General features: G+C 57.6%; 14 protein-coding genes. 7 read left to right on the forward strand and 7 right to left on the reverse strand.

Annotated features, from left to right (window positions below; translation table 11 throughout):
* Positions 1-41 precede the first annotated feature (41 nt).
* Both TU80_RS25940 and TU80_RS25945 read left to right on the forward strand, forming a co-directional pair.
* Positions 42-743, forward strand: a complete 702-nt coding sequence (locus TU80_RS25940) for a hypothetical protein (protein WP_057005723.1) — start codon at positions 42-44, stop codon at positions 741-743.
* The gene (locus TU80_RS25945) at positions 740-1,375 is read left to right on the forward strand and encodes a hypothetical protein (protein WP_169850792.1); all 636 of its coding nucleotides are present in this window, start codon (positions 740-742) and stop codon (positions 1,373-1,375) included. The genes TU80_RS25940 and TU80_RS25945 overlap by 4 nt, the downstream gene beginning before the upstream one ends.
* Positions 1,376-1,607: 232 nt before the next feature.
* Here the strand turns inward: TU80_RS25945 and TU80_RS25950 are convergent, their stop codons facing one another.
* Positions 1,608-2,507, reverse strand: coding sequence for a LysR family transcriptional regulator (locus tag TU80_RS25950; protein WP_046382743.1), 900 nt, complete (start codon positions 2,505-2,507; stop codon positions 1,608-1,610).
* Between the two features lie 277 nt (positions 2,508-2,784).
* Here TU80_RS25950 and TU80_RS25955 point away from each other — a divergent pair, with 277 nt between their 5' ends.
* Together TU80_RS25955 and TU80_RS25960 are read left to right on the forward strand one after the other, a co-directional pair.
* The gene (locus TU80_RS25955; RefSeq protein ID WP_057005724.1) at positions 2,785-3,906 is read left to right on the forward strand and encodes an amidohydrolase family protein; all 1,122 of its coding nucleotides are present in this window, start codon (positions 2,785-2,787) and stop codon (positions 3,904-3,906) included.
* Positions 3,907-4,312: 406 nt separating this feature from the next.
* Entirely contained in the window at positions 4,313-4,582 is a 270-nt protein-coding gene (locus TU80_RS25960) for a DUF2790 domain-containing protein (protein ID WP_046382741.1), read from the forward strand.
* 167 nt (positions 4,583-4,749) lie between these two features.
* Here TU80_RS25960 and TU80_RS25965 read toward each other — a convergent pair whose 3' ends face one another.
* The 4 genes from TU80_RS25965 to TU80_RS25980 form a co-directional block, all read right to left on the reverse strand.
* Positions 4,750-5,892: an FAD binding domain-containing protein gene (locus TU80_RS25965; RefSeq protein ID WP_046382740.1), complete on the reverse strand. Its 1,143-nt coding sequence runs from the start codon at positions 5,890-5,892 to the stop codon at positions 4,750-4,752.
* 52 nt (positions 5,893-5,944) lie between these two features.
* Positions 5,945-7,057 (reverse strand): alkene reductase, encoded by a 1,113-nt coding sequence (locus TU80_RS25970; RefSeq protein WP_057005725.1) that lies wholly within the window; start codon positions 7,055-7,057, stop codon positions 5,945-5,947.
* Positions 7,058-7,094: 37 nt separating this feature from the next.
* A complete protein-coding gene (locus tag TU80_RS25975; RefSeq protein ID WP_057005726.1) occupies positions 7,095-7,739 on the reverse strand; it encodes a DsbA family oxidoreductase in 645 nt (214 codons plus the stop codon).
* Positions 7,740-7,850: 111 nt separating this feature from the next.
* Positions 7,851-8,768: a LysR family transcriptional regulator gene (locus tag TU80_RS25980; protein WP_057005727.1), complete on the reverse strand. Its 918-nt coding sequence runs from the start codon at positions 8,766-8,768 to the stop codon at positions 7,851-7,853.
* A gap of 235 nt (positions 8,769-9,003) precedes the next feature.
* On the opposite strand from TU80_RS25980, the gene TU80_RS25985 reads away from it, so the two are divergent.
* The 3 genes from TU80_RS25985 to TU80_RS25995 are packed head-to-tail and all read left to right on the forward strand — an operon-like array spanning position 9,004 to position 12,991.
* Positions 9,004-10,278 (forward strand): c-type cytochrome, encoded by a 1,275-nt coding sequence (locus tag TU80_RS25985; protein WP_057005728.1) that lies wholly within the window; start codon positions 9,004-9,006, stop codon positions 10,276-10,278.
* Complete coding sequence (locus TU80_RS25990) at positions 10,275-10,739, forward strand: (2Fe-2S)-binding protein (protein ID WP_017847599.1); 465 nt, start codon at positions 10,275-10,277, stop codon at positions 10,737-10,739. The genes TU80_RS25985 and TU80_RS25990 overlap by 4 nt, the downstream gene beginning before the upstream one ends.
* On the forward strand, positions 10,736-12,991 hold the full coding sequence (locus TU80_RS25995; protein WP_057005729.1) for a xanthine dehydrogenase family protein molybdopterin-binding subunit: 2,256 nt from the start codon (positions 10,736-10,738) through the stop codon (positions 12,989-12,991). The genes TU80_RS25990 and TU80_RS25995 overlap by 4 nt, the downstream gene beginning before the upstream one ends.
* A gap of 148 nt (positions 12,992-13,139) precedes the next feature.
* Here the strand turns inward: TU80_RS25995 and TU80_RS26000 are convergent, their stop codons facing one another.
* Together TU80_RS26000 and TU80_RS26005 are read right to left on the reverse strand one after the other, a co-directional pair.
* Entirely contained in the window at positions 13,140-14,795 is a 1,656-nt protein-coding gene (locus tag TU80_RS26000; RefSeq protein ID WP_057005730.1) for a cation acetate symporter, read from the reverse strand.
* Positions 14,792-15,154, reverse strand: a complete 363-nt coding sequence (locus TU80_RS26005) for a DUF485 domain-containing protein (protein ID WP_057005731.1) — start codon at positions 15,152-15,154, stop codon at positions 14,792-14,794. The genes TU80_RS26000 and TU80_RS26005 overlap by 4 nt, the downstream gene beginning before the upstream one ends.
* Positions 15,155-15,168 lie beyond the last annotated feature (14 nt).

The raw sequence follows: 15,168 nt of genomic DNA on the forward strand, positions 1-15,168 counted from the left end.
GGTCGTTTTACCTGCTTATCTACCGTTTCCCAGGATTGCCAATGCCTGCACCCCGTCGTCTTGATTTACCTGCAATCGAACGCGCGCTACGCGAGGTGCAGAGCCGCTTTTCCGAGCTCAGCAGGCACTTTACCGAGCCGCGCGACCCCTTGACCGACGAAGTGCTGCACAATGTACTTGAAGGTTATGCGTTGATTGACAGCTATGTCGCAAGCGGCGTAGACCTGTTCGACCTTCAGCAACTGAACCTGATGCTGGAGATCAACGCCACCGTGCTCTGTGGCCGGGACCCGGTACGCCGACGAGAATACGCTCAACATCTGGCGGCGACCGAGGAACACTTCTTCAACAACGTCGAGGGGGGGATAAAAGACTTGTTCAATTGGTACTGTGCGTATCGCAGCGAATCCGTCTGGAAACGTGCAGCCGGTGTCTACGTGCGAATCCTCAGCAAGCCGCAGTTGTTTATTGAAGGCAATAACCGCAGTGGGTCGCTCATCGTCAGCTATTTGCTCATGCGCGCAGGTTTGCCTCCGTTCGTGCTGACGCTGAAAAACGCCGAGGGCTACTTCAACCCGTCATCGGTCATACGCAACTCCGCCAAGCATGGCGTCAAGGCGTTGTATGAATTGCCCAAGATCAAGAAAAAGTATGCAGCCTTCCTGGAAGAACAGGCATCTGATTCAATGAAATTTTTTCTCAACGACAAGGCCTCGTCCCTCTACCAGGAGGGTCATCGATGAGCCGGTATCCCACGCTCGCTAAATGCCGAGCTTCCGGCAGCCGGGTATGGCACGCCATGCGGCGCGCCGTCCCGATGCACGGATTCAGGCGTCAGCGCATACGCATTTCGTTCGATATCGATGACACCCTGGCCTGCCAACTCCACCACTGCGCGGTCGAGCCAAGCCGGCTGCCGGCCTGTGTGCATCGTTGGCTGGGTGAACCATTGCGTATCGGCACACGCTCCCTGACCCAAGAGTTACGTCGCCAGGGCTGCAGTATCTGGGTCTACACCTCGTCCGGTCGCACTCCGTCCTACATCAGGCGTTGGCTTTTGCTGTACGGCATCCGCGTCGACGGGGTGGTCAACAGCATGCTGCATAACCGTGCCCTGACGGTGCATGGCCTGTCGAACGCGCCCTCGAAATTTCCGCCGGCATTCGATATCGACTTACATGTCGACGATTCCGAAGGCGTGCGGACTGAAGGGCGTGATCACGGTTTTCGCGTTGTTGTCGTGCATCCGGAGGATGAGCGCTGGGCACAGAAAGTCCTCGATGCCGTGGCGGAAGTCCAAGCACAGCTCGCTTGGCAACAACCGTTCAGGAACAAGAAGCCAGCACAACAATGCTCGGAAATTGTGCCCTCGTGAGTTTTAGTAACCCTGGCTTATCACCGCGGCCCATGGCTGCAAAAAAATCTTCACGGTCTGGACATTCTCTTGTGTGTTCATCGAAATCGCTCCATTGCCTTTACCCTAACCGGACACGTTGTGGGCCTGCGGGTGAGGAAGAGGGTATTCGCACGCCGCGCGGGTATTGGCTGGCAGTCAATTCGATCAAAAGCGACGCGCAACGCGATCTTGCCTGATGCGCAGGACGTGCTTAGGGCGCGAGTATTTCCTGAAGAAACGCGATGAATACACTGATGCGGCTGGAACCACGGTGGTTGGGCAGATACAGCGCATTGATGCAGGTGCTTGCACTGCCTGGGTTGACTTCATATTGCTCCAGCACCCGCGTCAGCCGACCTGCACTGACGTCCTCACGTACCAGCCAATCGGCCAATAGCGTCACCCCGCCACCGGCCAAGGCAGCCTCGCGCAGAATGTCGGCATTGTTGCTTTGCAGCCGTCCCTGCACGTTCACGCGGATGACGTCCTCATCGCCCAGGAATGTCCAGTCGTGGTGGCCCGTGTGGTAATCGAAACGCAAGCACGGGTGCTCGAGCAAGTCGCGAGGGTGTCGCGGCAGTCCGGTTCGTGTCAGGTATTCGGGACTCGCCACCACCCAACGCTGGAAATAGCCCAGCCGCTTGCTGACGATGTCATCACTGACAACCGATGAACCAAGACGTACTGACACATCGATTTGTTCGCTGAGCAGGTCACTGACCTCGTCGCTCAGCGAGAGACTGATTTCCAGACCGGGATGGCGTTCAAGCAACCGCCCCAAGTGCGGGGCGATGATTCGCCGGCCGAATTCCACCGGGACACTGACCCGCAAACGCCCCTGAGCTTCGCTGCCACGGTCGGCAACGACGGCATCCGCGCCATCGATGGCCTCAAGGATCGCCACGACTTTATCGAAATAGTGCTGCCCCGCCACCGTGACGCTCGTATTGCGCGTGGTGCGGTTGAGCAGGCTGGCGCCCAACTCACTTTCCAGCCCCGCGACCTGCCGTGTCACAGACGATGTGGAGATGCCGAGCTTACGCGCCGCAGATGAGTAACCCCCACAGCGCACCGTTTCGACAAACATTTTCAGCGCCAGCAACTTGTCCATGCACGGATTCCGAGATCGAAAGGTAAAGGTAGCGACTGTGCATGACCAGGCAATGGGAGTCTTGCATGGCTGTGCTCAATGGCTTGATTGGTTAAGGAGGCTTGCGATCTCCCTATTGATCGGATGATAATCAAAATTGATCAAATGATCGACCGATTAATAGAGCGACGTCTCGGAGCGGGTACATGCCACGGCGAGAACCGGTCGCTCTGAACCCGTGCAAGCACAAAGGCGCGCACTTGAACCCGTCAAGACAACAATAAAAAGGAGATCGACGATGCAATGCCCCTGCTGTCTTTCAAAGACCCGTCGCCAACTGCTGGGCATCATGGCAGCTACCGCCGGTGGTCTGCTGGTTACCCGTTTATCACCCGCCTCGGCGGCACCGATCAAGAAAGGTGCCGATGTCCCGGTGCGATCGGTGGACATCCATGCACATTACTACCCTGAAGAGTTCTTACACCTCCTGGGAAGTGAGGGCAAAACGTTCGGTGCAAGCTATACCCGCCAGGAGACTACTTTCAGCTTCTCCACCCCGGCCGGAGGATTGGGGCCATTGCCGTTGAAATTCATCGACGTGCAGGCGCGTTTGCTCGATATGGACCATTCCGGCGTCGACGTACAGGCGCTGTCCCTTAGCGTGCCAATGGTGTACTGGGCAGATCGACAACTCAATGCCCGCCTGGCACGTGCCTGGAACGATGCTGCGTCGATGGTCCATCGCCAACACCCACAACGTTTTGTGGTGCTGGCCACGTTGCCGATGCTAGAGGCTGACGATGCCATCGCCGAGCTGGAACGCGCCGCCGAATTGCCTGGGGTTCGTGGGGTGTACATGGGCACAAACATCAACGGCCTGGACCTGGACAATCCGCGCTTCGCGCCCGTCTTTGCCCGTATAGAACAGCTCGGACTCCCAGTATTCCTGCACCCGCAACAAACGGTCGGCGGCAACCGTCTGAGCAACTACTACTTGAGCAACTTGCTGGGCAACCCGTTCGATACCGCTATCGCGGCGTCACACCTGATCCTCGGCGGAGTATTGGATCAATACCCTCAACTGCATGTGTCATTGCCTCACGCCGGTGGGGCTTTGCCAATACTCGTGGGACGTCTCGATGCCGGATGGACCTCACGTCCTGAGACACGACGCCTGGCCCAAAAGCCGAGCAGCTACTTGACGCGATTCAGCTACGACACCGTGTCGCACTCCGGGCCGGTGCTGGACTATTTGATCGCCAACGTCGGTATCGACCATCTGGTCCTGGGCAGCGACTACTGCTTCGACATGGGCTATGAACAGCCGGTGCGTTTTGTCGAAAGCGTAGGCTTGGGCCCGCGCGAGAAAGCGGCAGTACTCGGCGCCAACGCGGCCAGAATCCTGAAACTCCCCGTATAGCGTTGGTGAAACTCTCGATTTCCCTTTGGCCGGTTTGACCGGCCTTTTTTTTGCGAACCGTTCAAGACTTCACCAGATCGTCTCTGCCGTTCGCTCGGGACCCCAGCCAAGATGATCGAACCGAATAAACAAATACTGATCAATCATAACCATGGGCCCATGCGACTTTAAATAAATCAGTCAAAAGACTATAAAAAACCAACCGACCCGCATTGCCGACAGAAAGCACTACACCCATTAAATTATATTGCCCCATCTGTTGACAAACATGGATAAACATCATTTTCGGTAATAATCAGTATCCCACCTGAGCATTTCTACAAACAACCTGGCGACAGCATAATCAGCTCCAGAAGCCAACAAAGAGATTTTGTTCCCTCTCTCATTCTTACTGGAAGACACCCTGATGAAATATGCAATGCTCGCCTCACTGATGATGTTTAGCGTATACGCTTCAGCCCATGATGGCGCCAACAACAATGCCTCTGCCCCTGAACCTGAGCAGTACAATTATTCCGAACACCTGGATATCGCCAAGGTCATCCACATCACTACAGCCGAGGACACAAACAACGCTTGTGGCCCAGTGGACGCGCACATGGTGTATGTGGATCACAAGGGTATAACGCACGACCTGCAATACAAAATACTCGGTGGCGCTTGCCAGAATGGTTAAAACTTCAAAGTTTACAGGTGCTAAAAAAGAGGAGACCGCTTCGATCTGAAGCTAATCTCCTCTTTTTATATTCAGTCTAGAAAGACTGCAACAGCCCAACGATCACACCCCACTTTCATCCCGCCAACGCAAGGCTCTCGCCAATAAGTCCGATGTGAGCCGCTCCATCAGGCTTGGGCGATCCCCATAATCCGATTGCCCATACTCACCCCCCAATCCGCCATACGCATGCCTTCTGCAAGTTGTTGGTGCTGCCAGGCAAGCAGGGCTTTATCGAGGTCGCCGATGTCGTCGATTGCTTGCGCCAGGGCCAGTGCATTGCGGGCTGCCTTGGCCGTGCTTCCGGCGGTATGAGGACGCGGCACAAAAGCGGCGTCGCCAGTCAACAGCACACGGCCAAACACCATCTGAGGAACTTTGAGATCAAGGATCGCTTGCACAAAAATATCTTGGGTCTGGCGAATCAGTTCCCGAAAAGCCGGGTTCGCCTGCCGCTCCCCCATTCCCCGTATGTAAGCATCCTGCCCAGCGGCCAAGGCTCCGGGTGGAATGGAGTGACTACGCCGACGGCCATCGCAGTCAGTGAGCACAGCGTCCAGTTCCGCCCCTTGTGCAGCTTTCAAATACCACAGCCAATTGAACCGACGCTCGCCCGGATTAACGGAGCCATTCACGCTCGGCACCATGTATTCCAACATCAGCGATTCAGGGTCTTGTTGAAAAACAAAGTCCTCGTAAAGCTGCATTTTGGCGAAGTCTGGAAGTTGCTCTTCATCGACCAGCCCGCGCCACACCACATACCCCGAATAGCTGGGTACTGTTCCAGGCAACACCACGCTTCGCACGGTTGAACCCGAGCCATCAGCGCCAATCAGCAGGTCTGCCTCGGCAGTGCTGCCGTCGGCAAAAATCGCAGTCACCCGGTGTTCATTCTGAGTCAGATCCACCAACGTCTTGCCACGGTGATAATGCTCAGCAGCAAATGCAGAAAATAATGAGCTGTACAGTGTGTTCCAGGACGTCTGGGTTTGCGGCATCGGCTCTTTATGCACGACGCTACCCTCTCGATCCAGATAGAGACGATCATGGGACCGGACGCCGAGCGCTCCTGCCGGATGAATGCCCGCATAACGAAAATGGTGCAGGACGTCCGCTTGCAGAACGATGCCCCCGCCACGACTATCCATCGCCGCAGGGGATCGCTCGTAAATATCGACCTGCCAACCAATCGCGCGTAACGCCGTGGCGGCGAACAGCCCGCCCAGGGAACCACCAATGACCAAGGCCTTTGGAACGCCTGAACTCTTCATTACCTTTCTCCTCGTTGCAGGGTGATTCCCGCAGCTGCGGTTTACCGTTGCGTTATGCCAACACCGGATAGTCGACGTACCCCTTGGCGTCGCCGCCAAAAAAGCTGTTGCCGTCAGCCACGTTGAGTTCGTTGCGACCACGCAAGCGAGCCGGTAAGTCGGGGTTGGCAATGAACGGGCGACCAAACGCAATGAGGTCTGCACGGCCCTGCGCAATGGCCTGTTCGGCCGTTTCGCCGGAGTAGCCACCCGCCAACATCAGAACGCCGTGGAAGTCAGTACGCAGTTGCTTGATGATCGCGTCCCAGCGTGGATCGTTACTTTCATCGAGCACTGTGCCGACCATCATCGGTTCTACCAGGTGCAGATAAGCGAGATGCCAGTGATTGAGCCGGGATGCGATGTAGCCAAAGGTTTGTTCCGGGGTGTCATCGCCCATTCCCATGAAACGTCCCATCGGTGTCAGGCGGACAGCAACGCGTTCGGCACCTACTTCCGCGGTCACGGCTTCCACGACTTCAAGCAGCAACCGCGCACGGTTTTCGATACTTCCCCCGTAGCGATCACTTCGCTGATTGCTGGCGCTGTTGATGAATTGGTCGAGCAGGTAGCCGTTGCCCGCGTGAATTTCCACACCATCCATACCGGCCAGAATCGCGTTGCGAGCGGCCCTGCGGAAGTCACCAACGATCGCTTCGATCCCAGGAATGTCCAGCGCCTGAGGGACAGGTACATCACCCCATACGCCCTCGCCCTCTTCATTCAGGATGAAGGTCTTGCCGGGCACTGGCTGCGCGGTCGGTGCCACCGGCAAGCCGCCGTTAGGCTGGAACACCGGGTGCGACACCCGCCCCACATGCCAGAGCTGCAGGAAAATGCGCCCGCCTTCTGCGTGCACGGCTTCGCTGACAGCCTTCCAGCCCTGAATCTGCTCGTCGCTATGGATGCCGGGCGTCCAGGCGTAACCCTGGCCCTGCTGCGAAATCTGTGTAGCCTCGGTAATGATCAATGCAGCACTGGCACGCTGACGGTAGTACTCGACGTTCATCGATGTCGGTACGTTGCCAGGTTGCCCCGCTCGCGAGCGAGTCAGAGGCGCCATGACGACGCGGTGATCGAGGGTGAATTGGCCGAGTTTGATAGGGCTGAACAAGTGATGAGTCATGATGATGTCCTGAATGGATTGGGATTGAAAAACCGCCTCAGGCGGCTTGGCTTCGCTTCAGTATCTGGATCATTATTTCGATGGGCTGCGCGCCACTGATCACGTCATCCGCGATCTGGATACTCGGCACCGAGCGCACACCGGACGCCTTGGTTTGGGCTTCGAGCTTCAAGACTTCAGCGGTGCCTTCATCGGCCTTGAGAAAGTCGACAATGACCTCTCGGTCCAGCCCGGTTTCGGCAGCGATGTCGGCCAGCACAGTGAGGTCGCCGATATCCCGCCCTTCGCTGAAGTACGCCTTGAAAATGGCCTTGACCAGCAAGGAAGCATCTCGACCCGCCTGTTGCTCGCGCCATACCAACCGATGCGCGGCCAGGGTGTTGGGGGTTTTTTCGACGCGCTCATAATCGAACTCAAGGCCGACGGCCTTACCGGCGTGAGTGACCTGTGCGTCCATGGCCTGGCTACGCGCCCAGCTGCCGAACTTGCCAGAGCGATAGGCTTTGCGATCCATGCCTCGAACCGGCATGTCCGGGTTCAACTGATAAGGCAGGAAACTGATTGGGCGGTCCGTTGAAAAACCCGAAGCGGCCAGCGCGCGTTCAAGATTTTCCTCACCGATCCAGCACCATGGGCAGATGAAGTCGTAAGTCACCTGAATTTTGGATGAATGCAAACTCATGACGGTCTCCGTGGTTGAATGTTTCACCTCCCCAAGGTAGGTGCCGGAGCGCCGACAGAGAATCCACCTGCTGCACAACGTTGCTTTTCGCAAAACGCAACGATGCACCGATCACGTCGTCGGCTGTGTTTGCGACTTGAGCAATTCGGTGAGGAAATCAATGAACGCATTGATACGTTTCGAGCCGCGATGATTGGGCAGGTACAAGGCCGAGATCGCTGAACTGGCGCTGTTCGGATTGACGACAAAAGCGTCGAACAAGGAAGTGAGTCGACCACTGTCGACGTCATCATTGACCAGCCAATCGGGTAACAGCGCCACCCCGCACCCGGCCAGCACCACTTCGCGCAGGACCTCGGCATTGTTGCTCTTGAATTGCCCTTCGACGGGCACGCGCAGCTCTTGGCCCTGCTCTGTAAATGTCCAGAACTGCTGTGGCGCGCCATAGTTGAAGCGCATGCACTCGTGCTGCATGAGGTCCATGGGTCGGTCGGGAAATCCTCGAGCGTTCAGGTACTCGGCGCTGGCGACTACGCGGCGGCGAAAGTTGCCGATGCAGCGGCTGACCAGCGTTTCCATCGCCGCTGGCGACCCCAGCCGGATCGATAGATCGATGCGTTCGCCGAGCAAATCGACGATGTCGTCCGATAGCGTCATATCCAGTACGAGCAGGGGATAGCGCGCTAAAAGCGCGCCGATATGAGGGGCAATAAGACGCTGTCCAAACGCCACGGGCACGGAGATACGCAACTGTCCCGCGGGCACTTCACCGCGGTCCGAAACTGACTCGTCAGCGTCAGCCATGGCGCTCAGAATATCCCGGCTTTTCAGGTAGTACACACTACCGGCATCGGTCAACGTGACTCGCCGGGTAGATCGATTCAGCAGCACGGCACCCAGGTCATCCTCAAGCCTGTCGATCATTCTGGTGACTGAAGAGGTCGCCAGATTGAGTTGCCTGGCGGCAGACGAAAAGCCTTTGGAATCTACTGACTGGATGAATATTTTCAGTGCGAGCAGCTTGTCCATGAAACCCCTTCCGTCATTACGCTCCTTGAGCGCCTATCTTTGGACATCGGCGCACCCTGCGCGAGTTAACGGTTGTTAATTCTGCCGCCGTTGCGCCTGGCGCAATGTAGCGTTGCGCCTTGATGGGGTACTCCATCACAAGCGCCCTCTCTAAGCTCACGACATGGAAAATCGCCGCCCATCGCACGCGGCGGATTGAAAAATCTGTCGTTAATTCAGCTCGAGAGGTAAGGCGATGAAGCGCAAGACGATCATCGGTGCCGTTCTGGCAATCGGCGTCGCGGGGTTAGGCTTTGCGTTCTGGATGATGTGGAGGCCGGAAATTGCCACTGTCAGCCAACACCTGAATGCTGATCGCGAGACGCTGGACAGAGGCCGCCGCGTGGTCGAAGCGGGCGACTGTGCGGTCTGTCACACACGGCCAGGGGGCGCCTACATGGCCGGTGGGTTGCCGCTGGTAACGCCCTTCGGAACCCTCTTCACCACCAACATCACCCCGGACCCGCAGTCCGGTATCGGTCAGTGGTCGCTGGACGCCTTTGAACGGGCCATGCGTGAAGGCATCGCGCGTGACGGCCACTTTCTCTATCCGGCCTTCCCCTACGTGCATTACCGGAAGCTGAGCGATGCCGATATTGCCGACGCCTATGCTTTCCTGATGAGCGTGGACCCGATCAAATACACCGCACCGGAAAATCATATGGTCTTCCCCATGAACTTCCGTCCGCTGGTGTCTTTCTGGAACTTACTGTTCCTGCATGGGGATCCGCTGGAACCACTTCCCAACCGATCAGCACAATGGAACCGCGGACGTTATCTGGTCGAGGGCGCGGGGCACTGTTCGTCGTGCCATTCGCCCCTGAATCTGATTGGTGGGGAGAAAGGCAGCGAACTGTTCAACGGTGGCGTCGTCGACGGCTGGACAGCTCCCGCCCTGCACGGAATGACCGAGGCACAACACCCCTGGAATGAAGCCCAGTTGGTCGCCTATCTGACGGGCGAGGTCGCCGAAGGACATGGCGCAGCGGCGGGCCCGATGTTGCCGGTCAGCCTGAGCATCGCGCAATTGCCGGCGGAAGACGCGCATGCCATCGCGCAGTACATTCTTGACCTCAAGAAAACTTCATCGGATGCCCCATCGCCGCCCTGCACCTCTGGGGTCAAGCCCAGCGCTACGGCGCTGCGGGGCGCCGCGTTGTTCGAGGGGGCCTGCGCGAGTTGCCATGGCCGCGCGGCGCCGATGCGCGTCATTGAATCGCGGCCGGCACTGGCGAACACCTCGGCGGTGAGGGCGGACTCGCCACGCAATTTGATCCAGACCATCCTGCAGGGCATCCCGATGTCCAGCGCCGCTTCCAGCCACTACATGCCTGCCTTCGCCCACAACCTGGACGACACCCATGTGGCCGCACTTGCCGAGTACTTGCGCAATGAAAGCTGTGCAAACCGACCCTGGACGGATCTCGACAAGACAATCAAAAGTATTCGGGCTCAGGAGCAGCAACCGTGATCACACTTGACATCAACGGCAAGACTCACGAACTGGACATCGCGGACGACATGCCCCTGCTATATGCCTTGCGCAACCAGGTGGGGCTCAATGGCGCCAAATACGGCTGCGGCCTGGGTCAGTGCGGCGCGTGCACCGTGTTAGTGAACGACAAGCCGGTGTTTTCCTGCCTGACGCCGTGCGGCGCACTGGCGGGCAAATCGGTACGCACCGTCGAGAGCCTGGGCAGCGTCGACCAACCGGGGCCGTTGCAGAAAGCCTTTATCGATGAACAGGCCGCCCAGTGTGGTTATTGCATCGCGGGAATGATCGTGAGGGCGCAGGCGCTGCTGGAGGCCAACCCTCATCCGGACGATGAAACGATCCGCCGCCACATGGCACCGAATTTATGCCGCTGCGGCACCCACGTGCGGATCTTCGCCGCGATCAAGTCGGTTGTCGCGCAGGGAGGCAAGGTATGAAAAACCCCACGCAAAACGTCAATCTGAGCCGCCGCGCCTTCGTGATAAACGGGGCTTTGGTGATGGGGTTCGCGATGCTTCCAGGTATTCCCCGAGCCTTCGCTGACACCGAGGTGGACACCTTGGGTACGACAATCCTGGCGCCTGATCTGCCCGGCAGCCTGCGGGCCACGCCCTATCTGGACGCCTGGATCCGCATCGATGCGAAAGATGGCATCACCGTCTACACCGGCAAAGTGGAGCTGGGCACGGGTGTTAAAACTGCGCTCCTGCAGATCGCCGCCGAACGCCTTGAAGTGTCACCTGGGCTCATCCGTTTTCTCACTGCCGACACTGCACTGACACCCAATGAAGGTTACACCGCCGGCAGCCATACGATCGTCGACAGCGGCACTGCACTGTTCAACGCCGCGGCCCAGGTGCGGCAGTTGTTACTCGAGTCCGCAGCACGGCAATGGCAGCGCAGCATCGACAGCCTGACCACGCGGGATGCGGTGATCTACGATACACAAGGCCGCAGCATGACCTACGCACAGGCAGTGGTGGGGGTTCAACTGCATCGCTTTGCGTCGGCCAACTCGCCCTTCAAGCCAGCTGGCAGCTTCACCCTGATCGGCAAATCGTTGCCTCGGCTGGACATCCCGGCCAAAGTCAGCGGCGGTGCGGCCTATGTGCAGGACATGCGGCTGCCCGATATGCTGCACGCCCGGGTGATACGCCCGCCCCGGCGCGGCAGTCAGCTTCTGGAGATCGACGAGGCCGCCCTCAGGCAACTTCCCGGCGAGGTGAAACTGGTCCGCAATGGCAGCTACCTCGCCGTGGTCGCCACCGATGAATGGCTGGCGGTCAAAGCGATGCGCGAAGGCTACGCCAAGGCCCGCTGGACAGAAGGTAACCCGCTGCCTGACTCGACACATATCCATCAACTCCTCACCGAATTACCGGCGCGGCGCTATCCGGTGAGCGCCAAGGGTGACCTCCCGCAACCGCTGCCGCGTGCTTACAAGGCCCGGGTGACCAAGCAATACCTGATGCACGGCTCCATCGGGCCCTCCTGCGCAGTGGCCTGGTTCAAGGATGGAACATTGACCGTCTGGACCCATACCCAAGGTGTCTACCCTCTGCGCGCGGGTATCGCCGAGATGGTCGGCCTGCCAGTGGCTCAGGTGCGTTGCATCCACGCTGAAGGTTCCGGTTGCTATGGCCACAACGGCGCCGATGACGCCGCCGCCGATGCCGCGCTGATTGCCATGGCCATTCCCGGCAAGCCGATACGGGTGCAATGGATGCGCGAACAGGAAAACCTCTGGGAGCCGTACAGCTCGGCCATGCTTGCCGAGGTGGAAGCGGGACTGGACGACAGTGGGCGTCTTCGTGACTGGAAATACGAGCTCTGGAGCACCCCGCACAACGAACGTATCGTCAATGCCGGGCGCCTGTTGCCGGCGTGGCTGTTGGCCAATCCCTTCACCCCGGCACCTTCGGTGCCGATTGCTCAGCCCGAAGGTGACGGCGACCGTAATGCCGTTCCGTTGTATGAGATACCCAACCTGAAGGTCGACATGAACTTTGTGCTGACCATGCCATTCAGGACCTCGGCCATGCGTTCGCTCGGTGCCCACATCAACATCTTCGCCATCGAAAGCACCGTCGATGAACTGGCGGCTAGGGCCACCATCGACCCGGTGCAATTTCGCCTGAATCATTTGAGCGATCCGCGAGCACGGGCGGTGGTGGAGCGCGTGGCCGCTGAGTTCCGCTGGCCGCACAAAGCAACGGGACCCGGCAGCGGAATTGGCTTCGCCTTTGCCCGCTACAAAAACATCATGGGTTACTGCGCGATCGCCGTGCAGTTGCATGTGCAGCGTCAGACCGGGCAAGTGATGATCGATCGCGTAGTCGCCGCCGTCGACGTGGGGCAAATTGTCAGCCCCGACGGGCTGCTCAATCAGATCCAGGGGGGCATCGTGCAGTCCGCGAGTTGGACGCTCTATGAACGAATCCTCTATGACGCCAGCGGCATGCACAGCTTCGACTGGAGCGGCTATCCGATCATGCGTTTTCCGGATTTACCGCAACAGGTCGAGGTCCACATGATTGATCAGCCGGATCAGCCATTTCTGGGTGCCGCAGAAATCGTCCAGGGCCCCATGGCCGCAGCACTGGGCAATGCCATCAACGATGCCACCGGCAAGCGTTTGCTCGATCTGCCCCTGGCACGACGTGGCTGGCAGGATGCGCTGGGGTCATGACCGATCCGGGCGGTGTCGACGTTATGCCCTTCAGCCAAAAGTCAGCCACCCGATTCCGGCGAAACGTCTGAATCGGTAGCCAGGCGCACGCTCGTGAGCGCCTGGAGCTCATGCAGCAATTAGTTAACGCGAACACTAATAACCCGAATCAATCAGCCTTCAGCAGCGCTCTCCATGTTGCCGGCGTACCCAGTTCAGAATCGACCAACTGATTTTCGAATCGATTGCGCTCACCTATGGCACTGACCGAGCGATCGGTAATAGAGAACCAAAAGATACCGACAAAGGCTACGGCCATGGAAAACAAGGCCGGATATTCGTATGGGAACCAGGCTTGCGGATTATGGAGGATCTTGACCCACACGGTCGGGCTAAGAATGCATAGGGTAATGGCTGATACCAGCCCCAGCGATCCGCCAATCACGGCGCCACGTGTCGTCAGGCCCTTCCAGTAAATCGACAATAACAGCACGGGAAAGTTGGAACTTGCGGCGATGGAGAACGTTAAGCTCACAATAAATGCGATGTTCTGTTTTTCAAAAGCAATGGCCAATAGAATCGACAACACCCCCAACGCGATGGTTGTAACGCGAGAGACGCGCATCTCTTCACGGTCGCTGGCGGTGCCCCGGCGCAAGGCATGTGCATAGAGGTCATGCGAAACAGCAGACGAGCCTGCAAGGGTGAGCCCAGCCACCACCGCCAATATCGTCGAGAACGACACAGCACACATAAACCCTAGGAACACATTACCGCCTACGTTGTGTGCGAGGTGAATCGCAACCATATTAACGCCGCCTGATATTCCCCCTGATGCATCGTGATAGGCCGGATTGCTGGCAACCAAGGCGATAGTGCCGAAGCCGATGATTACGATCAGGGCATACCCTATGCCGACAAGACCGGTGGCATAAAGAATACTTTGGCGTGCGGCCTTAACGTTACCGACAGTGAAAAACCGCATGAGAATATGTGGAAGGCCTGCCGTGCCGAAGACTAATGCCAGGCCTAGGGAAATCGCAGACACCGGGTCGCTGATCAGACCGCCTGGACTCATGATTGCTATATGGGAAGGATGCACCTGGGTCGCTTGAGTAAACAGCTGGTTCAGGCTGAATCCAAATTGGGACAGCACCATGAAAGCCATGAAGACGCAGCCGGTCAGCAGTAATACGGCCTTGATAATCTGAATCCAGGTGGTTGCTAACATCCCACCAAAGAAAACATAAATCACCATTAGCGTGCCCACTAGAAGCACTGCTGCGGTGTAATCGAAACCAAACAGCAACTCCACTAGTTTTCCGGCACCTACCAGTTGAGAAACCAGGTAAAGCAACACGATCACAATGGAACTGGAGGCTGAAAATGCCCGTATGGGCCGCGGTTTCAACCGATAGGACAGTACATCCGCCAGGGTGTAGCGCCCCAGGTTTCGCAGTGGCTCCGCAATCAGAAACAGAATGATCGGCCAACTGGCAAGGAAGCCGATCGAGTAAATCAGCCCATCAAATCCACTGGTGAAAACCAAGGCGGAGATGCCCAGCAAAGACGCCGCAGACATGTAGTCGCCAGCGATAGCCCAGCCATTCTGGAAGCCGGTGATTTTTCCTCCTGCGGCATAGTGATCCGCGACGCTATTGTTTTTGCGTGCCGCCCAGCGGGTGACGAACAGCGTGAAAATAACGAAGGCCAAAAACATGCCGATGGCAATGGGATTATGTTTTTGTACGGCGCCAGGGAGATCGGCCGCGTATACCGTTACCGAAGCAAGCATGGCGGAGATTGTAATAAGTAGACGCTTCATTTGTTGAAGCTCCTGATAATTGTTTTTATTTTAGGGTCGTAGCAGGTGTTAGTGCGCCAGACATAGACAGCAACGAGGAGAGTCGTGAAAGCGAGCATTCCAAAACCGATTGGCACGCCCCACGTCATCGGCTGCCCTTCTGTGATAGGCGTACCCAAACGGGCAGGTATAAAGGCCAGGGAAAGAATAAAACCAAAATAGACGGCGAGCATAAGCGCCGTCATGCTCCACGAAAATAGTCGGCGCTGTTTTACCAAAGCACGAAACTCCGTATTTTCGAGAATCGGGTTTTGAATAGTGTCGTCAACCTGTTCAGCGGACATGGTCGGGCCACCGTCTTGCGGATATGTATGTTCCATGGTGATCTCCAGCA

It is taken from the genome of Pseudomonas veronii, from assembly GCF_001439695.1.
Taxonomy (GTDB): domain Bacteria; phylum Pseudomonadota; class Gammaproteobacteria; order Pseudomonadales; family Pseudomonadaceae; genus Aquipseudomonas; species Aquipseudomonas veronii.